General features: G+C 41.7%; 19 protein-coding genes and 1 tRNA gene. 2 read left to right on the forward strand and 18 right to left on the reverse strand.

What is annotated here, in order from left to right; all coding sequences use genetic code 11:
- Positions 1 to 41 precede the first annotated feature (41 nt).
- Positions 42 to 1,166, forward strand: a complete 1,125-nt coding sequence (locus B9T23_RS11765; RefSeq protein WP_086194218.1) for a hypothetical protein — start codon at positions 42 to 44, stop codon at positions 1,164 to 1,166.
- A gap of 92 nt (positions 1,167 to 1,258) precedes the next feature.
- Here the strand turns inward: B9T23_RS11765 and htpG are convergent, their stop codons facing one another.
- From htpG to B9T23_RS11790, 5 genes are all read right to left on the reverse strand, one after another.
- Positions 1,259 to 3,178 carry a molecular chaperone HtpG gene (htpG, locus tag B9T23_RS11770; RefSeq protein WP_086194219.1) on the reverse strand — a complete coding sequence of 640 codons (1,920 nt, stop codon included), beginning with the start codon at positions 3,176 to 3,178 and terminating at the stop codon, positions 1,259 to 1,261.
- 93 nt (positions 3,179 to 3,271) lie between these two features.
- The gene (locus B9T23_RS11775; protein ID WP_086194220.1) at positions 3,272 to 3,616 is read right to left on the reverse strand and encodes a lysozyme inhibitor LprI family protein; all 345 of its coding nucleotides are present in this window, start codon (positions 3,614 to 3,616) and stop codon (positions 3,272 to 3,274) included.
- A gap of 164 nt (positions 3,617 to 3,780) precedes the next feature.
- The gene (locus tag B9T23_RS11780; RefSeq protein WP_086194221.1) at positions 3,781 to 4,383 is read right to left on the reverse strand and encodes an OmpW/AlkL family protein; all 603 of its coding nucleotides are present in this window, start codon (positions 4,381 to 4,383) and stop codon (positions 3,781 to 3,783) included.
- 318 nt (positions 4,384 to 4,701) lie between these two features.
- On the reverse strand, positions 4,702 to 6,114 hold the full coding sequence (locus tag B9T23_RS11785) for a Na+/H+ antiporter family protein (protein WP_086194222.1): 1,413 nt from the start codon (positions 6,112 to 6,114) through the stop codon (positions 4,702 to 4,704).
- Positions 6,115 to 6,243: 129 nt separating this feature from the next.
- Positions 6,244 to 7,113 (reverse strand): alpha/beta fold hydrolase, encoded by an 870-nt coding sequence (locus tag B9T23_RS11790; protein WP_086194223.1) that lies wholly within the window; start codon positions 7,111 to 7,113, stop codon positions 6,244 to 6,246.
- 116 nt (positions 7,114 to 7,229) lie between these two features.
- Between B9T23_RS11790 and B9T23_RS11795 the strand changes: the two genes are divergently transcribed.
- On the forward strand, positions 7,230 to 7,718 hold the full coding sequence (locus B9T23_RS11795; RefSeq protein WP_086194224.1) for a DUF4442 domain-containing protein: 489 nt from the start codon (positions 7,230 to 7,232) through the stop codon (positions 7,716 to 7,718).
- A 47-nt stretch (positions 7,719 to 7,765) separates the two neighbouring features.
- Here the strand turns inward: B9T23_RS11795 and B9T23_RS11800 are convergent, their stop codons facing one another.
- The 13 genes from B9T23_RS11800 to B9T23_RS11855 all read right to left on the reverse strand — a co-directional run.
- Complete coding sequence (locus tag B9T23_RS11800; protein ID WP_086194225.1) at positions 7,766 to 8,125, reverse strand: DNA transfer protein p32; 360 nt, start codon at positions 8,123 to 8,125, stop codon at positions 7,766 to 7,768.
- A 140-nt stretch (positions 8,126 to 8,265) separates the two neighbouring features.
- On the reverse strand, positions 8,266 to 8,472 hold the full coding sequence (locus B9T23_RS17000) for a hypothetical protein (protein WP_228145923.1): 207 nt from the start codon (positions 8,470 to 8,472) through the stop codon (positions 8,266 to 8,268).
- 82 nt (positions 8,473 to 8,554) lie between these two features.
- Positions 8,555 to 8,809 (reverse strand): hypothetical protein, encoded by a 255-nt coding sequence (locus B9T23_RS17005; protein WP_228145924.1) that lies wholly within the window; start codon positions 8,807 to 8,809, stop codon positions 8,555 to 8,557.
- A gap of 162 nt (positions 8,810 to 8,971) precedes the next feature.
- A complete protein-coding gene (gene rpoC / locus B9T23_RS11810) occupies positions 8,972 to 13,162 on the reverse strand; it encodes a DNA-directed RNA polymerase subunit beta' (RefSeq protein ID WP_067726908.1) in 4,191 nt (1,396 codons plus the stop codon).
- A gap of 149 nt (positions 13,163 to 13,311) precedes the next feature.
- A complete protein-coding gene (gene rpoB / locus B9T23_RS11815) occupies positions 13,312 to 17,400 on the reverse strand; it encodes a DNA-directed RNA polymerase subunit beta (protein WP_086194226.1) in 4,089 nt (1,362 codons plus the stop codon).
- A gap of 304 nt (positions 17,401 to 17,704) precedes the next feature.
- Positions 17,705 to 18,070 (reverse strand): 50S ribosomal protein L7/L12, encoded by a 366-nt coding sequence (gene rplL / locus B9T23_RS11820; RefSeq protein WP_067726912.1) that lies wholly within the window; start codon positions 18,068 to 18,070, stop codon positions 17,705 to 17,707.
- Positions 18,071 to 18,112: 42 nt separating this feature from the next.
- A complete protein-coding gene (gene rplJ, locus B9T23_RS11825; RefSeq protein WP_067726914.1) occupies positions 18,113 to 18,637 on the reverse strand; it encodes a 50S ribosomal protein L10 in 525 nt (174 codons plus the stop codon).
- A 307-nt stretch (positions 18,638 to 18,944) separates the two neighbouring features.
- A complete protein-coding gene (gene rplA / locus B9T23_RS11830; protein WP_067726916.1) occupies positions 18,945 to 19,640 on the reverse strand; it encodes a 50S ribosomal protein L1 in 696 nt (231 codons plus the stop codon).
- 3 nt (positions 19,641 to 19,643) lie between these two features.
- On the reverse strand, positions 19,644 to 20,072 hold the full coding sequence (gene rplK, locus B9T23_RS11835; protein ID WP_004868049.1) for a 50S ribosomal protein L11: 429 nt from the start codon (positions 20,070 to 20,072) through the stop codon (positions 19,644 to 19,646).
- Between the two features lie 120 nt (positions 20,073 to 20,192).
- Positions 20,193 to 20,726 (reverse strand): transcription termination/antitermination protein NusG, encoded by a 534-nt coding sequence (gene nusG / locus B9T23_RS11840; protein ID WP_067726918.1) that lies wholly within the window; start codon positions 20,724 to 20,726, stop codon positions 20,193 to 20,195.
- Positions 20,727 to 20,733: 7 nt separating this feature from the next.
- Positions 20,734 to 21,174: a preprotein translocase subunit SecE gene (secE, locus tag B9T23_RS11845; RefSeq protein ID WP_067726920.1), complete on the reverse strand. Its 441-nt coding sequence runs from the start codon at positions 21,172 to 21,174 to the stop codon at positions 20,734 to 20,736.
- A 73-nt stretch (positions 21,175 to 21,247) separates the two neighbouring features.
- Positions 21,248 to 21,323: transfer RNA gene (locus B9T23_RS11850), tRNA-Trp, on the reverse strand.
- A 52-nt stretch (positions 21,324 to 21,375) separates the two neighbouring features.
- Positions 21,376 to 21,642: EF-Tu C-terminal domain-related protein (locus B9T23_RS11855; RefSeq protein WP_456049118.1), on the reverse strand; the 267-nt coding region annotated here is incomplete at its 5' end.

Consider the following 21,642-nt stretch of genomic DNA (forward strand, 5'->3'; position numbering starts at 1 on the left):
TTACAAGACTATCAAATGATCAGAAATATAAGAGCAAGGATATGCCAAAAAAGAAAATAACTTTATCGAAATCCCTCTTATTTATACTGGTATCTGGGATCATGAACGTCTCAAATGGATCTGAGACTTCAGAACAAGTCACTAATTCCCCCCCGAGTTCATTATCGACTAAGGATGAAGACTATAATTTGCTTTATCAAATTCCAAATTGGATTGATGCTCTACCGACATTTTTGCCACAACAGTCGAATGAACCTATTGTTCCACCCATCTTGCAAACTGCGGATCAAACTTGGTTGGACCGCAACCAGCTTAAAGTTCGAAACTGGGCAGATAATACCTCGCATAAAATTGACAATTGGTTCGGCAAAACAGATCCAGAAAAACCGGCATCGGCGACATTACGCGTAATCGTGGATAATCGTTGGAATAAACATGATGACTATGAAATTAAACCTCGTATTCGCGGCAGAATTAAACTTCCAACTTTAGAGCGTAAAGTGAGTGTCGTTTTTGGTGATGATTCTTTAGATAATGAACTGGATAATAATATTGCCATTACCGATGAAAATCCAGGCAATAGCGATGATAAAATCATAGACCGACAACGTACCCGTGAAAATAACAGTTCTTTTGCATTTCGCTGGTCAGATTTTTCTAAATATATCCCTTTTGAAACTGACTTAGATTTGGGAGTTCGTTCAGGAGATGATGTGTATCTCCGTCTAAAAGCATCCAAGGATTGGAAACTGGAGAATGATTTCAGTTTTCATGCTGAACAAATTTATCGCTATGGCATTGATAGTAAAAATTACTTAAGAACGAACACGGAACTCACCCATGCTCGGCCTAATCAGGCATTTTTATCCAATCAATTCAGTTTGACTTATGCCGATGATCAAGATGATGACTTAACCTGGGATAACAACCTGTTTAGACAGCATCAGTTTTTCCATGAAAATACCTTTAGTTATGGTATTTATACCGGGGGTTTTTTCAATAATAATGACTTACGTTTAAATAGCTGGGGGCCCTTCGTTTCTTGGCGCCAACCTTTATGGCGTGAATGGTTTTATGTCCAAGGCAATTTAAATTATGTTAATAATCATCGGGATGATCGTAGTCATTTCATTGGTGCATCGGTGCGTTTGGAAGCATTATTTTAATCTGCTTTGTGGATAACCAGTATTTGCCCACAGCTATAATATTCAATAAAAAACCTCCCGAAGGAGGTTTTTTTGCTTAACCAGAAAAGGACTTATTTCAACAACAAACTGTTAATACGTTTTACATATTCAGCCGGGTCATCGGGTAAACCACCTTCTGCAATTACTGCCTGATCGAAGATTACATTGGCCAAATCATCAAACTGAGTCGAGCCTTCCAGTTTTTTTACCAAAGGATGTTCTGGGTTAATTTCCAGAATTGGCTTACTTTCTGGCACAGCCTGACCCGCTTGTTTTAACATACGAATCAATTGTGGAGAAAGCTCACCTTCACCCGTCACCAAACATGCAGGCGAATCGACCAAACGTGTGGTTACACGCACTTCTTTGGTTTTGGCCTTCAATGAATCTGACAATTTTTCAACGATTGGTTTAAATTGTTCAGCGGCAGCTTCAAGTGCTTTCTTCTCTTCAGCATCCTGCAAATCACCTAAGTCTACTGCCCCTTTAGCCACGTTTTGCATAGGTGTACCATCGAATTCATTGACGAATTCCATCGCCCATTCATCCACACGGTCCGCCATCAAGAGCACTTCAATGCCTTTTTTCTTGAACAGTTCCAGTTGTGGTGAGTTTTTCGCAGCACTTAGACTATCAGCAGTCACGTAATAAATGGCTTTTTGCCCTTCTTTCATTCGTGCTTTGTAATCTGCCAATGAAGTTGCAATCTCATCATTGGTCGATGTAGAGAAACGTAATAATTTTAAAATACGTTCGCGGTTGCCAAAGTCTTCACCCAAACCTTCTTTAATCACCGAACCAAATTCAGCATAGAACTGTTTGAATTTCTCTTGGTCTTTTTCATCTTCCGACTTCGCCAAGCTATCCAGCATGGTCAAAATACGGCGGGTATTGCCTTCGCGAATGGTTTTAACATCACGACTTTCTTGTAGCAGTTCACGACTGACATTGAGTGGAAGATCAGCACTATCGACAACACCCTGTACAAAACGCAAATAGTTTGGAATCAGGTTATCCGCTTCATCCATAATGAACACGCGTTTTACATACAGCTTGATGCCCGCTTTCGCTTCACGCGTGAAAATATTGTGCGGCGCTTTGCTTGGTACATACAGTAATTGGGTATATTCGGTGCTACCTTCAACACGATTGTGTGCCCAAGCCAATGGTGCTTCAAAGTCGTGGCTTAAGTTCTTATAAAACTCAATGTATTGCTCGTCAGTGATCTCATTTTTATTTCGAGTCCAAAGTGCGCTGGCTGAGTTAATCGCTTCCCATTCATCCGTTTTGACCATCTGACCGGCTTTAGGTTCTTCACCTTCAGCCGCTTCTTCTTGCTGCCAGACTTCCTTTTGCATTTCAATCGGCAAGCTAATGTGGTCAGAATATTTATTGATGATTTGCTTAACTTTATAAGACTCTAAATACTCAAGTGCATTATCACGTAAATGCAAAATGATATCTGTTCCACGTGAAGCCTTGGTAATTTGTTCAACTTCAAAATCACCTGTACCCTCACTAATCCAGCGTACACCATCAGTAGCATCTGCCGCAGCATGACGGGATTCAACGGTAATTTTTTCGGCAACAATAAAGCCTGAATAGAAACCAACACCAAACTGACCAATCAATTGTGCATCCGCTTTCTGATCACCTGACAGTCTAGACATAAAATCTTTGGTGCCAGACTTAGCAATCGTACCTAAGTTATCAATGGCTTCTTGTTCAGTTAAACCAATCCCGTTATCTGAAATAGTAATGGTTTTATTGTCTTTATCTAGGCTGACACGGACATGCAGTTCAGGATCATTTTCATAATATTCTGGATGCTTGATTCCTTCAAAACGCAACTTATCACATGCATCCGAAGCATTCGAAATCAGTTCGCGTAAGAAAATTTCCGGATTTGAATAAAGTGAATGCGTCACCAAATGTAAAAGTTGGGCTACTTCCGCTTGGAAACTATGTTTTTGTGTACTTTGTTCGCTCATCAGTCGCTCCTTAAATTCATTGAACACTTTTTATGGAATGCTTAATGAATGGAGTGACTTGAGAAATTTTCAATAGCGAGGGATAAATTTTTCTTAAAAAGGGCCTTGCTTATAAACACGATCCATATACAGATCCAGTTTTTGTTGGCGCATTTTATATACTTCGATTAAACAACGGCTCGAGTTTCCACATTGATCACGTAATTGTAGCCACTTTAGCTGCTCATCCTGAATAACACCTCGAGTCCCCATAGGAACTAAACGCTTAACAATATTATAAGTAGTTGCCATTTTCACATCGGCATCATTTACAGCACGATGCTCACAAATAGCATGTTCTGTTTGGGTTCGGGCATGATCACAATTAAAACTTGCTGCATAAACAGACCCACTAAATAGGCTAAAAAAGACCACACTGTATAAATTGAATAATTTCATGATTTGTTTTCTCTTTTTAGCTTATTGTCTATCACCAACTTAAACAAAATCTTGATCATTAAGTAGTATCAAAGTGCTCAATCTATGTGATTTATTGTAAGTTTTCCATTAAAAAACCCCATCTATAAAGATGAGGTTCCTTTGCGCTAATTTTTATTTTTATCTTAGAATTTGTAGCTATAACCGATTGTATAAACCCAAGGATTTACTTCAAGATCACCAATAGCATTGCCATTTAATTCAAGCTCAGATTTCACATCCGCATAACGTACATCAGCAAAAACACCCCAGTTTTTAGCATCAGCTGGTTGGAAGTTGAGACCTACTTGACCTGCTACGCCATAGCCGACATCAGCATTTAATTTTGCCCCATCAATCACAATTTCCTCATCCCAAGGAATAACTACAGTTGCACCGACACCTACATAAGGAGTGAAACCAGTTGAGTTTTTGAAATTGTATTTTGCTGTAATGGTTGGTGGTAAATGCTTAAATGAAGCAATTTTTGTACCGTTTGATGTTACATCGTGTTCAAAAGGAGTTGCCAACAATAATTCAGCCGAAAAATTATCATTAAAGAAATATTCTACCGATGGAGTAAAACCGTATTCTTGGGAAGCTTTTACATTTGTAAATGCACCGTCTGCCAATACATTTTTGTCTTCTGTTGGAGCTAAAGAGCTCGCGCCGACTTTAACCTGCCACTGACCCGCCATCGTAGAAGCAGAAATTCCCAATAATGTAATAAGAGCAACTTGTTTTAACATTTTAAACACCCCAAGGAAGAATAACAACAACAAAAATAAAACATTAATTAATAATAAACACGAGACAAATTAATATGCAATAGATATTAATTAATAATAATTATATTTATTTTTAAATAATTGATAATATTAAATATTTATTTTAAATAGACTAACTTGGTTGGTTTTAAATACCAACCAAGTTAATCAAGTTTATTATTATATTCCGAGTATATTAATCAGGTTTATTATATTAAGTATTTAAAAGATTTATTTTAAATACATCTATTAATATTATACATAAAATAAAATCAAACTAAATAAAAATATTAATTTGAATTAAAGAACCATTGCGGCAACCCATCCAAATACCAATAAAGGAATATTAAAATGGATAAATGTTGGAACAACCGTATCCCAGATATGATCATGTTGACCATCTACCCCCAAACCTGCAGTTGGTCCCAAGGTTGAATCAGATGCTGGAGAACCTGCATCACCCAATGCTGCTGCCGTACCAATCAGTGCCACAGTGGCTAATGGAGAGAAGCCAAATTGCACGCAAAGAGGTACATAAATCACAGCTAAAACCGGTACACTTGAGAAAGAAGAACCAATCCCAATCGTCACAAACAAGCCAATAAATAGCATCAGGAATGCAGCTAAGGCCTTGTTGTCACCAATGAGATGGACCACGCCATTGACCAAGCTATTGATGTCACCGGTATGGGTCATCACTGAAGCAAAACCGGCTGCTGAAATCATGATAAAGCCGACCAATGCCATCATGCGCATGCCTTGTACAAAGACATCATCGGCATCTTGCCATTTGAAAATTCCTGCACCTGACAGCACTGCAAAACCAACCAATCCACCCAAGATCATTGAACCTGAATACAATTGGGCAACCAAAGTCAAAGCTATCGCCAGCAATGCCATAAAAATGGTTTTTTTCGCAATCACAGGCGCTTGGGCAGCTTCTTGTTGTAGTTCTTGCGCATCCGCTTCTAAATTCACTTCACCTGCACGAATAGGCTTGTCTAAATCAATCGTAGTCACACGTGCGACAGTGCGATCGATATAATGACGTGGTTTACGATAGCTTATGAATACCGCAGTAAGCGTACCGATCAGCATACCAATCACCGGAATCGCCATACCCATCGGCATCATCCAACGATCCACATGCAAATCGTAAGCAGCACCAACTTTATTGATATTGCCCATCAAAATTTGTTCAAGGAAGATGGCACCGAAGCCGACTGGCAGGAAGATATAAGTTCCGACTAAACCCATAGTCAGCACACAAGCCGCTGCACGACGGTCTAGATTCATGTGATTCATCACTTTTAATAAAGGAGGAACCAAGACCGGAATGAAGGCAATATGCACAGGAATTAAGTTTTGAGAGAAAATCGCAGCAATCAGTAAAATACTTAAAAGTAGGTATTTCACTTTTTTGGCTCTTTGATGGCTCGCTTCTGCACCCAACAAGCCAATTAACTTATGCGCTAAAAGATCAGGCAAACCCGATTTTGACAAAGCTAAGGCAAAAGCACCCAATACCGCATAAGCGAGGGCGACTTCTGCACCATCACCTAGACCTGCATTAAATGCAGCTACGGTATCTGACAAACTTAGTCCTGCAACCAAGCCACCAATAATCGCTGAAATGACCAAAGTCAAAACAACAGAAACTCGTGCCAGTGAGAGAATAAACATCACGGCAATCGCAATTACTACTGCATTCATGGAAATTTTGAGGAAGATGAAAAGCCGATATTTTAGCAGATCCAACCCATTGAAACTGTAAATTGATTGCTTTTATCCACCATCAACTTTTTCATTTAAATTCATACAATTAAACTTAAGTAAATGGATTTAAATCTGTTCCAAAGCAAAGCTACGAATAAAATCTGCGACCAATTTGGGTTGGCTTAATAGTGCCCAATGATTGGCATCGACATCTACACGCTGAAAATTTTCAGCCCATTTTGGCATTTCATCAATCAGTTCAGGACTGACAAAATTATCACGTTTCAGCACAATTGCTTGGACCGGACAGACTGCAAAACGCTGACGTGGCTGAGTTAAGCGTGACAGAAAATTGGCACGATACAGCCCGATTCCATGTTTCCCATCTGATGCAATATGGGGATTTAAAGGCAAGTTTTTTTTGTGCTCTAACTTCTCCAGCACTTTGCCCCATTTCTCAGGACTGAAAAAACTCCATACTGTAGGTGCCAGTAAAGGTAGTTGAAATACTGCAATATACCAAGACTTGGTGAGGTGCTTAAAGAATTTGCTCTTGTCTTGTTTAAACTGATTACGCATCCAAAAGACAGCGTGGTCTAAACACGGACCTGAAATCGTACTATAAGATAAAATTCGTGTTTTAAATTTAGCTTCGGTGACCGACTCCCAGGACTGAATAGAACCCCAATCATGCGCTGCCAAATGAAAAGGCCGATCTTTTAATACAGCATTGACTACACTTTCTAAATCTAAAGATAATTGTTCTAAGCGATAGTCACGAATACGTGCTGGAATGGAGGATTGCCCCGCTCCACGCACGTCATAAGTGACAAGATAAAAATCCTGAATAAGCTCTTGAATAATCGGTTCCCATACCTCTTGATTATCCGGATAACCATGCACCAAAACTAAAGCCGGTTTTTCATCACTCCCCCACGTTTTCACATAGAGACGCTGTTGATCTTGGGTCGCTACCCATTGGGTTTTCGCTTGCATAATCTTTTCTCATTTTTTATTGACTATTTATCTTGATGATTGGGCAACCTGATCAATGCCTCAATTTTAGTTCTGCTCTAGTATGGTCTGGGTAGCCATAAAAAAAATTGACCCATATGAGCCTTTTAAAAAAACTACAGACAATACCGACAATCTCTAAATTTATGATGAATCGTTATGTACCTTATCGTGGAGCAGACATTACGATTGAAAAAATGGATCTGGAAAATTATCACATTCGCATAAAAATGCCTTTAACGCGTAAAAATCAAAATGTGGTTGGGGTGCATTTTGGCGGAAACTTGTACCCCATGGTCGATCCTTTTTTTATGCTTTTACTGATGCATCATCTCGGATCAAAATATATCGTCTGGGATAAATCGGCTAATATTAATTTTCTATCTCCAGGACGCAACACCGTCTATGCCGATATTCGCTTAGATGCCGCTGAAATAGCACATATTAAAGAGCTAACCGACAATTACGCGCCTGTACATCGCAAATACACAGTCAATATTTTTGATGATGCGGGCATCCGCATAGCAGAAGTTGAAAAAACGGTCTATATCCGTAGAAAAAATCCCAAACCAGCCACTCGACAATAAAAAAGCGCCTGTTGATCAAGCGCTTTTACTTAAATTAAGACGTTGAATTAACGTTTTTTCTGTTCGATGGCAGCTCCTGCACCGCCACCAATTGCGCCACCAATAGCAGCACCCGCATTACCACCTATCACGCTCTTACCGACCGCAGAACCAATGGCACCGCCTACACCACTATAAACTGCATTACGGTTAGAACCGCCTTGGGTTTTACTACCGACCGCAGCGCCTGCACCACCACCGACTGCTGCACCAACGCCACCGCCGACTTTATTACCTACACCACCACCGACTGCACCACCAAGTGCTGCTGCGCCAACTCTCTGTTCTCTTGGAGACATACTGTCACAACCCACCAACATGAAAGTGGACATGGTCACAACCGCCATTACGCTCATTAACTTTTTCATGGGATTTCCCCCTGTTCTCACTCTTCTTAGCTTAAGCTTAATTTGTGGAGAGTAATAAACGGGAAATGTTACCCATTAGCACTGAAATGCTGCATTTTGTAAAAATTCCTGAAACATTTCACAGATTTTTTAACTTAGGTTTATTCGTTCTCACTCAGCACTACAACATCTCGTGTGGTTACACCATTTTCAGTCAAAATGGTATGCGACGTTTTACTGTTATCTTTTAATTTTTTTTGATCCAACTTTAAAGTACGATGAACAGGCTCTTGCCCTTGTTTAAACTCGACACCTTCTGCATCAATTTTCTTGGTTCGTGAAAGTATTTTGCCGTGTTGCTTTATCATGGTATTCAATTCAATTTTTGAAGTCGGAACAATGATTCCGCCTTTTTTGAATCACCGAAATAGAAAGCTGCTTTTCAGAAAATTACATTTTCTTATCTTCTAAATGTACTTCACGCGCAATAATATCCTTCTCCTGATTGGTCATTTCAAAAATTGTGGCATCGACACTACGCTTAGGTTCATGTCCTGTGACTCGACGAATTACTTCAGTCTTTATCTTTAATATCGGAACAACGGCTTTACCTTCTACCACAATGCTATTTGGCATTGGTGCAGCAATAACAACAACAGAAATAGATAGAAGTGAACGTACTAAAAGGTGCTGGGTTAGTTCCATAAGTTTGCCCCGTTATTTCAAGTTTATAAATTCAATAAATTTTCAATTGTTCTGTTTTTAAGATAGGAAATTATAGAACTTGAGGAAAGCGTTAATTTTCATTAATTCGAGACAAAAAAAGACGCCCGAAGGCGCCTTTTTTATCAGTCATTTAACGTCGAATTAGAATTCTTGGTTAAATGCTTGGCTTAATGCTTGGTCTACATCAGAGAAGTCATTTACAAGCTCATGCTCTGCAGCTTCAGCTTCTTGACGACGACGTTCTAAATGATAAGCAAGACCAGTACCTGCAGGAATCAAACGACCCACAACTACGTTCTCTTTCAGACCGCGTAAATCATCTTCTTTACCTGTTACAGCAGCTTCAGTTAACACACGAGTTGTTTCCTGGAACGATGCAGCAGAGATGAACGAGTCAGTAGAAAGCGATGCTTTGGTAATACCCATCAATTGACGTTCATACTTCGCAGGGAACTTGTTCTGAGCAAGTACAGCTTGGTTTTCAGCAACCATGCGGATGTAATCCACTTGTTCGCCTTTAATGAAGCTGGTATCACCACCATCAGTGATTTCAACTTTACGCAACATTTGACGCACAATAACTTCAATGTGCTTGTCGTTGATTTTTACACCTTGCAGACGGTAAACGTCCTGAACTTCGTTCACGATGTAGTTAGTCAACGCCACTTCACCTTTCAGACGTAAGATGTCATGCGGGTTTTGTGGACCATCAGAAACTGTTTCACCACGGTTTACATGTTCGCCTTCGTACACGTTAATGGTACGCCATTTCGGAATCAGCTCTTCGTAAATTTCAGAGCCGTCGTCTGGAGTAATCACTAAACGGTTTTTACCTTTAGTCTCTTTACCGAAGCTTACAACACCTGAAATTTCAGCCAGGATTGCATGTTCTTTCGGTTTACGTGCTTCGAACAAGTCAGCTACACGCGGAAGACCACCGGTAATGTCACGAGTACGTGAAGTTTCTTGTGGTACACGACCAATAACGTCACCCACACCGATTGTTTCGCCATCACGGACAGAAAGAATCGTGTTTTGTGGCAAGAAGTAGAACTGTTCACCACCATCCACTGTATCTAACACAACAGCAGGACGTAGATCTTTACCTGACGCAGGACGTGAAGTCACTGGCAAGATTTCAATCGTCGTCATACCTGTTGCATCATCAGTTTTCGATGTAACAGTTACGCCATCAGCGATTTGGCTGAAACGTACTTTACCTGCAACTTCGGTAACAAGTGGATGCGTATGCGGATCCCAAGTCGCAACGATACCGCCAGCTGCGACTGCTTCGCCATCTTTCAGTACGATAGACGCACCGTATGGGATTTTGTAGCGTTCGCGTTCACGACCTAAGTCATCCGCAATACCGATTTCACCTGAACGAGAAGTCGATACCAAGTGACCTTTGGCATGTTGTACAGTTTTCACGTTATGGAAACGTACAGTACCTTTGTTACGTACTTGAACACTGTTTGCAGCCGAAGTTCGGCTTGCAGCACCACCCACGTGGAATGTACGCATGGTTAACTGGGTACCCGGTTCACCAATTGATTGCGCAGCCATAACACCTACAGACTCACCAGGATTTACCTGATGACCACGTGCAAGGTCACGACCATAACATTTCGCACATACACCGAAGGTAGATTCACAAGAAACTACTGAGCGTACTTTAACTTCGTCGACACCCGCTTCTTCAATGAAGGCAGCAAGTTTTTCGTCAATAAGCGTATTACGTGGAAGAATGACTTCATCAGAACCAACACGTTTCACATCTTCAGCAACAACACGACCCAATACTCGAGCACCAAGGTTCTCGATGACATCACCACCCTGAATGAATGGAGTCATTACAAGACCGCTTAAAGTACCGCAATCAGGTTCAGTAATTACCAAATCCTGCGCTACGTCTACTAGACGACGAGTCAAGTAACCAGAGTTTGCTGTTTTAAGTGCTGTATCGGCCAAACCTTTACGCGCACCATGTGTTGAGATGAAGTACTGAAGTACTGTCAAACCTTCACGGAAGTTTGCTTTAATCGGGGTTTCAATGATCGAACCATCCGGTTTCGCCATCAAACCACGCATACCTGCAAGCTGACGAATCTGAGCTGCCGAACCACGGGCACCAGAGTCAGACATCATGTAGATACTGTTGAATGATTTTTGCTTCTCGTCTTCACCCTGTTTATTTTTAACAGTGGTGAAAGACAAGTTGTCCATCATCGCTTTCGCTACCTGGTCATTGGTACGTGCCCAAATATCGACAACTTTGTTATAACGTTCACCGGCAGTTACGAAACCTTGTTCAAACTGTTGTTCAATTTCACGAACTTCAGTTTCTGCTTTTTCGATAATCGTATACTTGGTTGGCGGAATAAGCATATCTTCCATACCAACAGATACACCAGAGCGAGTCGCTTGACGGAAGCCCAAGTACATCAACTGGTCAGCAAAGATAACGGTATCTTTAAGACCCAATTTACGGTAGCAAGAGTTAATTAACTTAGAGATGTTCTTTTTCGTCATCTCAACGTTAATTTGCTGGAAGTCCATACCTTCAGGAACAACTTCCCAAAGTAAGCAACGACCTGGAGTTGTATCAACAATAATGGTTTGCTGTTCGCGGTTACCATCTTCATCGATTACAGTCTGGTGTACACGTGCTTTTACGCGAGCGTGCAAGTTCACTTGACCGGTAGCCAATGCGCGGTTTACTTCGTCAGTATCCGCAAACACCATGCCTTCACCTTTGGCATTGATTGCATCACGCGTGATGTAATACAAGCCCAAGACAACGTCCTGAGAAGGTACGATGATTGGTTCACCGTTCGCTGGAGACAAGATGTTGTTGGTCGACATCATTAACGCACGAGCTTCTAACTGAGCTTCGATTGTTAATGGAACGTGTACCGCCATTTGGTCACCGTCGAAGTCGGCGTTGAACGCAGCACATACGAGTGGGTGTAGACGGATCGCTTTACCTTCAATCAGGGTCGGTTCAAATGCTTGAAGACCCAAACGGTGAAGTGTTGGCGCACGGTTCAACATCACTGGATGTTGACGAATTACATGAGCAAGAACGTCCCAAACTTCTGGAGTTTCGCGTTCAACCATTTTCTTCGCAGCTTTAATGGTTGTTGCTTGGCCAGACGCTTGTAGTTTCGCAAAGATAAATGGTTTGAATAATTCAAGTGCCATTTTCTTAGGAAGACCACATTGGTGCAAACGTAAAGTCGGACCTACTGTAATAACCGAACGACCTGAATAGTCGACACGTTTACCCAACAAGTTTTGACGGAAACGACCTTGTTTACCTTTGATCATGTCTGCCAAAGATTTAAGAGGACGCTTGTTTGAACCCGTGATTGCACGACCACGACGACCGTTATCAAGCAATGCATCTACAGACTCTTGCAACATACGTTTTTCGTTACGTACGATGATGTCTGGCGCTGAAAGGTCAAGAAGACGTTTCAAACGGTTGTTACGGTTGATCACACGACGGTAAAGATCGTTCAAGTCAGAAGTCGCGAAACGACCACCTTCAAGAGGAACTAAAGGACGAAGATCTGGTGGAAGTACTGGAAGTACAGTCAACACCATCCATTCAGGCTTGTTGTTCGAATCGTTGAACGCTTCCATCAACTTCAAACGTTTAGACGCTTTCTTAAGCTTCGTTTCTGAAGTTGTTTGTGGAATTTCTTCACGAAGACGCGCAATTTCAGCTTCAAGATCGATGTCTTTCAACAAATCCTGAATCGCTTCTGCACCCATTTTCGCGCTGAATTCATCACCGTGTTCTTCTAACGCTGTGAAGTATTCTTCATCATTAAGAAGTTGGTATTTCTCCATTGGAGTCATACCCGGATCTGTTACAACATAAGATTCGAAATACAATACACGTTCGATATCACGTAAAGTCATGTCTAAAAGAAGACCGATACGGGATGGTAATGATTTCAAGAACCAGATGTGTGCAACTGGTGAAGCAAGGTCAATATGACCCATACGTTCACGACGAACTTTCGCAGTTGTTACTTCAACGCCACATTTTTCACAAATGACGCCCTTGTATTTCATACGCTTGTATTTACCACACAAGCATTCGTAATCTTTTACTGGACCAAAGATTTTGGCACAGAATAAACCATCACGTTCTGGTTTGAACGTACGATAGTTAATTGTCTCAGGTTTTTTAACTTCACCGTGAGACCATGACTTAATCATTTCTGGTGACGCAAGACCAATACGGATGCGGTCAAACTCTACAGGAGCATGACCGTCTGAATCCGTCTTTTTGCGCATGATATCGAGCAAGTCTTTCAATTTTTTTCTCCGTGTGTTGTGGAGATTTTCACTCAACAACTGGGTCACAAATATTGTTTTTTAACTGAAATTTGGAATCTCCCCTAACCCCTCTTTGATAAAGAGGGGAACTTTCCCCCCTTTGAAAAAGGGGGGTCAGGGGGGATTAATTAGTCACCATTTTTCAGTTCAATGTTGATACCTAAAGAACGGATCTCTTTGGTCAATACGTTGAACGATTCAGGCATGCCCGGATCCATATGATGGTTACCATCGACAATGTTCTTGTAGATGCGAGTACGGCCTTCAACGTCATCCGACTTAACAGTAAGCATTTCTTGAAGCGTATAAGCTGCGCCATATGCTTCAAGCGCCCAGACTTCCATCTCACCGAAACGCTGACCACCGAATTGAGCTTTACCACCCAATGGTTGTTGAGTTACAAGTGAGTAAGAACCTGTAGAACGCGCATGCATCTTGTCATCAACCAAGTGATTCAGTTTCAACATGTACATGTAACCTACAGTTACTGGACGGTCAAAACGTTCACCGGTACGTCCGTCAAACAATACAGTTTGACCAGAACGTGGAATGTCTGCAAGTTCAAGCAACTCTTTGATTTGGCCTTCGTCAGCACCATCAAATACAGGCGTTGCTAAAGGAATACCTTTACGCAAGTTTTTAGAAAGCGCCAAGATTTCATCATCAGTCAAGCTATCAAGATCTTCTTGCTCGCCACCAACTTTGTTATAAATCTTGTCTAAGAAAATACGCAATTCGGCAATGGTACGCTGTTCTTGCAACATCTTGTCGATTTTATCGCCAAGACCTTTTGCAGCCATACCCAAGTGAGTTTCAAGAATCTGACCCACGTTCATACGTGAAGGTACACCCAGTGGGTTCAACACGATATCAACAGGTACACCGTTAGCATCATGCGGCATGTCTTCTACTGGCAAGATGTTAGATACAACACCCTTGTTACCATGACGACCCGCCATTTTATCACCCGGTTGGATGCGACGTTTTACAGCCAAGTAAACTTTAACAACTTTCAATACGCCAGTTGTCAGTTCATCACCTGTAGAAAGTTTGCGTTTTTTCTCTGCAAATTTCTCGTCAATCTCGATGCCTTTCTCTTTCAAGAATACTTGAATTTGAGTTAGGCGTTCAGCAATGCCTTCATCAACAGGTTGAATTTCAAGTAGATCAACAAGCTCTAAACCAGATAACACATCTTCTGAAAGTTTGTCACCGCGTTTAGTTGTACCACCACCGTTCGATTCTTGACCTTTCAACAAGCGAATAATACGTTCACGTGCTGCTTCTTCGAAGATTTTGAACTCTTCTTTCAAGTCTTTACGGTAAGCATCCAATTGCGCTTTTTCAATTGCTTGAGCACGTTCGTCTTTTTCAAGACCGTCACGTGTAAACACTTGAACGTCAATCACTGTACCTTTAACGCCTGAAGACACACGTAATGATGAGTCTTTAACGTCAGCTGCTTTTTCACCGAAGATTGCACGAAGCAGTTTTTCTTCCGGTGTTAACTGGGTTTCACCTTTAGGCGTTACTTTACCTACAAGGATGTCACCGGCAGTCACTTCAGCACCGATATAAACGATACCTGATTCATCAAGTTTAGACAGTGCAGCTTCACCAACGTTAGGAATATCGGCAGTAATTTCTTCTGCACCTAACTTGGTATCACGAGCAACACATGACAATTCTTGAATATGAATCGAAGTCAAACGGTCTTCTTGAAGAACACGTTCAGATAACAAGATCGAGTCTTCGTAGTTGTAACCGTTCCACGTCATGAACGCTACGCGCATGTTTTGACCAAGCGCCAATTCACCACCGTCAGTCGATGGACCATCAGCCAATACGTCGCCACGACCCACTTTATCACCAAGGTTCACAAGAACTTTCTGGTTAATACAAGTGTTTTGGTTCGAACGTGTATATTTGATCAGGTTGTAGATATCTACACCTGCTTCACCAGCGATCATTTCTTCTTCGTTTACACGAATAACGACACGTGACGCATCAACAAACTCGATACGGCCGCCACGTTTCGCAAGAACACATACACCCGAGTCATGCGCTACGTTTGCTTCCATACCGGTACCGACAAGTGGTTTGTCAGCAATCAGCGTAGGCACAGCCTGACGTTGCATGTTTGAACCCATCAACGCACGGTTGGCGTCATCGTGTTCAAGGAATGGAATAAGTGATGCTGCAACAGATACAATCTGCTGAGCAGATACATCCATATGCGTTACTTTTTCAGGAGGCATACGTACGAAGTCACCTTGGTGACGTACTGATACGAAGTCTTCTGTTAATTTACCATCTTTATCTACGCCAGAATCGGCCTGTGCAATCACAGTACCTACTTCTTCAATCGCAGATAAATACTCAACATCATCTGTTACGCGACCATCAATAACTTTGCGGTATGGTGTTTCCAAGAAACCGAAGTTATTACATTTCGCATAAACAGAAAGTGAGTTGATCAAACCAATGTTTGGTCCCTCAGGAGTCTCAATTGGACACACACGACCGTAGTGAGTTTGATGTACGTCACGTACTTCAAAGCCTGCACGTTCACGTGTCAAACCGCCGGGTCCAAGCGCCGATACACGACGTTTATGTGTAATTTCAGACAATGGATTATTTTGGTCCATGAACTGAGACAACTGGCTTGAACCAAAGAATTCTTTGATTGCAGCAGCAACTGGTTTCGCATTGATTAAATCTTGCGGAGACAAGTTGTCTGTTTCAGCTTGGCTTAAACGCTCTTTAACAGCACGTTCTACGCGAACCAAACCAACACGGAATTGGTTTTCTGTCATTTCACCGACTGAACGTACGCGACGGTTACCCAAGTGATCGATATCGTCGACTTCACCTTTACCGTTACGGATTTCAACAAGTGTTTTTAGAACGTCTGTGATATCTGAATTTGAAAGAATACCTTCAACTTCACGAGACTTCTGATCTGTACCGACTTCGTAAGGACGACCCAAACGACGGTTGAACTTCATGCGGCCGACTGGAGACAAGTCATAACGTTCAGAAGAGAAGAACAAGTTGTTGAATAAATTTTCAGCAGCTTCTTTTGTTGGTGGCTCACCTGGACGCATTACTTTGTAGATTTCTACAAGTGCTTCTTCACGACCTGAAGTCGTATCCGCACGTAAAGAGTCCGCAACGAAAGAACCACGGTCGATGTCATTGGTGAACAAAATATTGAACTGCTTAACGCCGCCTTCTGCAATCTTCACCATGATCTCATGGCTCAATACGGTGTTTGCAGCAATTACGTCGCCATCTTTCAATGGGATGTCTTCAGCAGTAATACGTTCGTACAAGTACTCGTCAGGAACAGAAAGCTTGGTTAAGCCAGATGCTTCCATTTGACGTACATGACGTGCATTAATACGTTTACCTTGTTCAACAATCGCTTTGCCGTCAGCATCAAGAATGTCGAATTGAGCCATTTCACCGCGCAGGCGTTCAGGCACAAGGTCAATTTGGTAGCTACCCATGTCAAGATAGACAGGGACTTTTTCATAGAACATGTCTAGGACTTGTTCGTTGCTATAACCTAATGCACGAAGTACAACAGTCGCGAGTAATTTACGACGACGGTCAATACGTACAAAGACAAGGTCTTTTGCATCGAATTCAAAATCCAACCATGAACCACGGTAAGGAATGATACGTGCTGAATAAAGAACTTTACCGCTAGAGTGAGTTTTGCCTTTATCGTGGTCAAAGAATACACCTGGTGAACGATGTAATTGAGACACAATTACACGCTCAGTACCATTGATGACAAAGGTACCATTTTCGGTCATGAGCGGCATTTCGCCCATGTACACTTCTTGTTCACGTACGTCTTTAATTGATTTAGTTTCGCGATCTTTGATGATCAAACGAATTTTTACGCGCATTGGTGCTGCATAAGTCGAACCACGTAAAATACATTCACGCACATCAAACTCAGGCTTACCAAGACTATACTCAACAAATTCTAAAGCAGCATTGCCAGAATAACTTTCAATAGGAAAAACTGAACGAAATGCGGCTTGGAGACCGATATCTTCGCGGTTTTTTGGAGTTTTGCCATCTTGTAGGAATGTTCTGTACGAGTCGACTTGAATCGAAAGCAAGTACGGAGCATCCATGACGCTAGGCAATTTACCAAAATTCTTACGGATCCGTTTCTTTTCGGTATATGAGTATGCCATCTGGAGTCCTCGGAAAGTAAACTAAGCCCGCCTGCAGAACGAGCCTAGAAGGAATTACACAGGCCGATATGGCCACCACTTTTTACAAATGCTGCAATTTTTAGTGGTATTAAAACGCTTAGCAATATTTTCAAATATGATAAATATTGGTAAACATTTGATTTTATTGATTTATTATAATAATTGACGGTTTTTACATCAATCAAACAAAAATCGAGCCGATTATTGTAACGCAAAAAGGCTGATGACCCAAGAGCCATCAGCCAAATTTCGGGATCAATTTAAAAATTGACCCCTGGCACCATTACTTAACAGTAATTGTAGCACCAGTAGTTTCAAGCTTAGCTTTAAGTTCAGCAGCTTCTTCTTTAGAAACGCCTTCTTTAAGGATAGCTGGAGCGCTTTCAACCATGTCTTTAGCTTCTTTCAAGCCAAGACCAGTAACTTCACGAACTGCTTTAATTACAGCAACTTTGTTCGCGCCGAAAGAAGTCAATTCAACATTGAATTCTGATTGCTCTTCAGCAGCAGCAGCAGCAGGACCTGCAGCTACAGCAACTGCAGCAGCAGATACATTGAATTTTTCTTCGAAAGCAGAAATAAGTTCTACAAGTTCAAGAACAGTTTTTTCAGCAACTGCGTTTAGGATTTCTTCGTTTGTTAAAGCCATGAGAGTAACTCCAAATGGGTATTGAATGGTGTGAAAGTGAATTTAAGCTTCTGTAACTTCTGTAACTTCTGGAGCTTCGTTTTTCTCTTGAAGCGCTGTAAGTAAGCGACCCAATTTCGAAATAGGAGCTTGAAGAACAGAGGCAAGCATAGTAAGCGCTTTTTCTTGGTTCGGAAGGTTCGCGATAACGCTAATTTCTTCGCCTTGATAAAGTTTGCCATCAAATGCAGCAGCTTTAAGTTCAAATGCTTTGTTAGTTTTCGCAAATTCTTCGAACAAACGAGCAGCAGCGCCCATGTCGTCTTCAGAAGTAGAGAAAGCTAAGATTGTTGGACCAACGAGGTTGTCATTCAAGATATTGAATTGAGTATCTTGAAGAGCGCGTTTCGCCAAAGTATTACGTACAACGCGTGTAGCAACACCTAGTTTACGAGCTTCAACACGAAGAGCAGTTAATTGCCCAACAGTTAAACCTTGGTAGTCAGCAACAACAGCAGCAAATGCAGTAGAAGCAACTTCAGTTACTTCAGCTACGATCTGTTTTTTGCCTTCGATAAGAAGAGCCATTGTAAAACCTCCTAACGGTGATTTATGTGCTTACGCGAAGCACACTCCCAATTCGTTAATCCATCACTGGACTAACACGCGGAGGATGAACAAATCACACCACCGCGTCTACTCGGACTGGACTTTTAAGAAGTGAGTTCCGAAGAACTCCCCTCGCCCGAGGTCTTTGACGCTGATAAACAAATATTTATCAATTCAAAGTTTGCCTAAGTTCGCAAGTGAACCAAAACTGGTTTCTCTTGCGTAAAATTTGAAGCAGTGCTTCAAATTTTACTCAGGGCTTTAAAATTCTGTAATAAGTCGAGACTTATTTAGAAACGTTTGCTACATCAACAACAAGACCAGGACCCATAGTTGAGCTCAAAGTGATCTTTTGGATGTAGATACCTTTAGAAGTAGCAGGTTTTGCTTTCTTAAGGTCAGCTACAAGAGCTTCAAGGTTTTGACGGATCGCAGCAGCATCAAAGCCAACTTGACCAATCGCAGCGTGGATGATACCCGCTTTGTCTACACGGTAACGTGCTTGACCAGCTTTCGCGTTTTTAACAGCGTTAGCTACGTCAGGAGTTACAGTACCCACTTTAGGGTTAGGCATTAAGCCACGTGGACCAAGGATCGTACCCAACTTACCAACAACGCGCATTGCATCTGGAGCAGCAATTACTACGTCGAAGTCTAAGTTACCAGCTTGAATGCTTTCAGCAAGATCTTCAAAACCAACGATGTCCGCGCCTTCAGCTTTAGCAGCTTCAGCAGCAGCGCCTTGAGCAAACACAGCAACACGTACAGTTTTACCAGTACCTGCAGGAAGTGTAGTCGCGCCACGAACAACTTGGTCAGATTTACGAGGGTCAACACCAAGGTTTACTGAAACATCCAAAGATTCTTTGAATTTAACAGCAGGAATAGTGTTAAGAACTTGTACTGCTTCTTCCAAAGTGTAAACTTTGTTCGCTTCAACAGCAGCAGCGATGGCTTTTTGACGTTTAGTTAATTTAGCCATGTCTTATAGCTCCACTTCCAAGCCCATAGAACGCGCAGAACCAGCAATGGTACGTACACGTGCGTCTAAATCAGCACCAGTTAAATCTGGTTCTTTAGTAGTCGCAATTTCTTCTAATTGAGCGCGAGTCAACTTACCAACTTTAGTTTTGTTAGGTACAGCTGAACCCTTTTGAATACCAGCAGCTTTCTTAAGAAGAATAGCAGCAGGCGGAGTTTTCATAATGAATGTGAACGACTTATCGTTGTACACAGTAATCACTACAGGAATTGGTAGACCAGCTTCAACTTTTTGTGTAGCAGCATTGAATTCTTTACAGAATGCCATGATGTTAACACCACGTTGACCTAGTGCAGGACCAATCGGTGGAGATGGATTCGCTTTACCAGCTGGAACTTGCAGCTTGATATAGCCGTCAATCTTCTTAGCCATTTCAAATTACCTCTGGGTGCAAACGCCGATGAAGGCTCCCCAATGATTTCAAGTAACGATAACCGTTACAACAACAATGCCCAATCCATAACAAATCGGGCGTTTTCCAACCAACTTAAATTAGTTCGCTTTTTCGACTTGGCGAAATTCGAGCTCAACTTGAGTTGGTCGATTGAATACATTAATGGTCAACGTTAAACGTGACTTCTCGTATTGAACTTCTTCCACCACGCCTTTAAAGTCGGTGAATGGACCATCAATAACAAGTAATTCTTCGCCTGGTTCAAACATCGTCTTAGGACGAGGTGCTTCACCAGTATTGCGTACACGCGCAAGAATCGCATCAGCTTCTTTTTGCGTAATGGGTGCAGGTTTTTCTGCAGTACCACCGATGAAACCTAATACTTTTGGACATTCTTTAACAATGTGCCAAGTATCATCGTTCATTTCCATTTCAACTAATACATAGCCAGGAAAGAATTTACGCTCTGATTTACGCTTCTTACCATCCTTCATTTCTACGACTTCTTCAGTCGGAACGAGGACTTCACCAAAGCTATCGGCTACAGCGCTACGCTGGATTCGATCATTAAGCGAGCGTAACACCTGTTTTTCATAACCTGAATAGGCATGAATAATGTACCAACGTTTCATAGCTCTCTTACCCGATAATAAACTTCATTAACCAGCCTAAAATGTAATCAAAACACCATAAAACAATGGAAGCGATTACAACAACTGCAAGAACATGCCAAGATGTGGTCACTGTTTCTTGCTTGGTCGGCCAAGTCACACGACGTAACTCAATTCGTGCATCTTTCAATAAACGAACAAAGCCTTTGCCTTGATGGGTGGCGTATAATAAACCTAAAGCCACTACGATACAAGCCAAAATCACAGCAACGCGCACACCAACATTATTCGCAGGCGCCCAATATGCTGGCAAATACTGACCCGCCATGGCCGCACCGACTAATAAAATCAATGCGATAACCCATAGAACTATATCTAAAGGAGACCCAGAATTAACAACTTCAGCAGGATTATTTCTTTGTGGAATTGGCGCTTCGCTTAATGCGTCACGCGATTTATCATTCGACATTTTTGTACTCGTCGTAGGCTTCGCGACTTATTATATGACAATTTAACCAGCATCAAGTTTTTTTTTAAAAAAATGGCAGGCCAGGAGGGACTCGAACCCCCAACATTCGGTTTTGGAGACCGACGCTCTACCAATTGAACTACTGACCTATAATACAAATCGGGAACCAGAGTCCCCGACCTGTAATTTTAACTTATCGTATTATGCAGTTACTTTAGCAACAACACCAGCACCAACTGTACGACCACCTTCACGGATCGCAAAACGTAGACCTGGGTCCATTGCGATTGGGTGAATTAGTTCTACTGACATTTCAACGTTGTCACCCGGCATAACCATTTCCACGCCTTCCTGTAATTGGATTGCGCCAGTTACGTCAGTGGTACGGAAATAGAATTGTGGACGGTAACCGTTAAGGAATGGTGTATGACGACCACCCTCTTCTTTAGAAAGTACGTATACTTCTGC

The sequence above is a fragment of the Acinetobacter terrae genome (assembly GCF_002135195.1).
Taxonomy (GTDB): Bacteria; Pseudomonadota; Gammaproteobacteria; order Pseudomonadales; family Moraxellaceae; genus Acinetobacter; species Acinetobacter terrae.